Origin of the sequence: Methylophaga sp. UBA5088 (assembly GCF_002414625.1) — a bacterium.
Taxonomy (GTDB): domain Bacteria; phylum Pseudomonadota; class Gammaproteobacteria; order Nitrosococcales; family Methylophagaceae; genus Methylophaga; species Methylophaga marina.
Genome location: NZ_DIAC01000087.1, coordinates 15500 through 16752, shown reverse-complemented (window position 1 = coordinate 16752; position 1253 = coordinate 15500). Strand labels below are relative to the sequence as shown.

At 46.4% G+C, this 1253-nt stretch carries 2 protein-coding genes; both read right to left on the bottom strand.

Annotated elements, in window-relative coordinates; all coding sequences use genetic code 11:
• Window positions 1-82 precede the first annotated feature (82 nt).
• Complete coding sequence (bioH, locus tag B4K20_RS11115) at window positions 83-844, bottom strand: pimeloyl-ACP methyl ester esterase BioH (RefSeq protein WP_289282930.1); 762 nt, start codon at window positions 842-844, stop codon at window positions 83-85.
• Window positions 834-1253, bottom strand: a 420-nt coding sequence (locus B4K20_RS11110) for an aminotransferase class I/II-fold pyridoxal phosphate-dependent enzyme (protein WP_289282929.1), incomplete at its 5' end; no start/stop codon positions are given. The genes B4K20_RS11110 and bioH, both read right to left, overlap by 11 nt.

The following is a 1253-nucleotide window of genomic DNA, read 5'->3' as shown; positions in this document are numbered from 1 at the left end:
TCTTTGTAACACAGCCACATCATCGTAATGCTCGGCGGCGGCAGAAAAGGACTGTGCCACTCTTTTCTTATCGGGACGATATTCACTCATGGATAAATTGTTCTATCACTAATTGGCATTGCTGAGGCTGTGAAATAAAAGGCGCGTGGCCTAATCCCGGCATCACATCAATGCGCAGTTTTGGCTGCAACTTCTGTACATCTTCCACTAATGAAACTGGAATAAGATGATCATTCTCTGCCAAAATCATTTGTGTGGGGCAATTTACAGTGGCAAGCGCATCTCGTAAATCCCACTCAGCCAGACACTTTAAGCCTGCCTGTAATGCCTCTGGTTTTGGTTCATGCTGTTGAGCCAGTTGCTCACTTAATTGTTTAATCACTTGCCGGGGCTGATTCGCACCTTTTGCTTGCAGCATAATAAACCGCTGCAAGGTCTGTTGTTGATCATCAGCTAAGCTGGCTGAAAAGGTTTCAAAAACTTCTTGTGGCATCGCACAAGGCCAATCATCTGTTTGCACAAAGCGTGGATTACTTGCCAGCAAAATCAGTTTTTTTACTTTATCAGGATAATGTTTAGCCATGGCTAATGACACTTGTCCGCCTAATGACCAACCCAGCCAAATGGCCTTTTCTGGTAAAGCTTCTGCTAGCTTGGCTAATAAAGTGCTTAATTCAAAATCACCTTCGTGCCAGTCACTTTGACCATGTCCGGGTAAATCGACCAGATGACAGCAAAAGTGCTCGGAAAATAATTCAAGCAAGGGCGACCAGACACCGCTATGCATACTCCAGCCGTGAACCAATACTAAGTCTGGTCCATGACCTATGCTGTTAATGTGCATACGCCTGCTCCAAAGCAACAAGCAGTCTGTCTACATCCTGTTCTGTATGGGCAGCAGAGAAGGTAATTCTCAATCTGGCGGTATTTTTTGGCACTGTCGGTGGACGAATAACACCGACCAGAATGCCTTGCTCTTCTAATTTCGCCCCGATTTCCAGCGCCTTTTTATCTTCACCGATTATGACGGGTTGTATTGGGGTTTCTGAAGACATCAGCTCCAGACCGAGTTGTTCAGCACCTTGTCTGAATTGCTGAATTAATTGCTGAAGTTTGTCACGTCGCCACTGTTCAGTTTCCACCAGCTCCAGACTGGCTAGTGTTGCCGCGGCAATCGCCGGCGGCTGTGCCGTGGTATACACATAGCTACGTGCTTGCTGAATTAAGGTTTCGATGACCAGCTCATCAGCAGC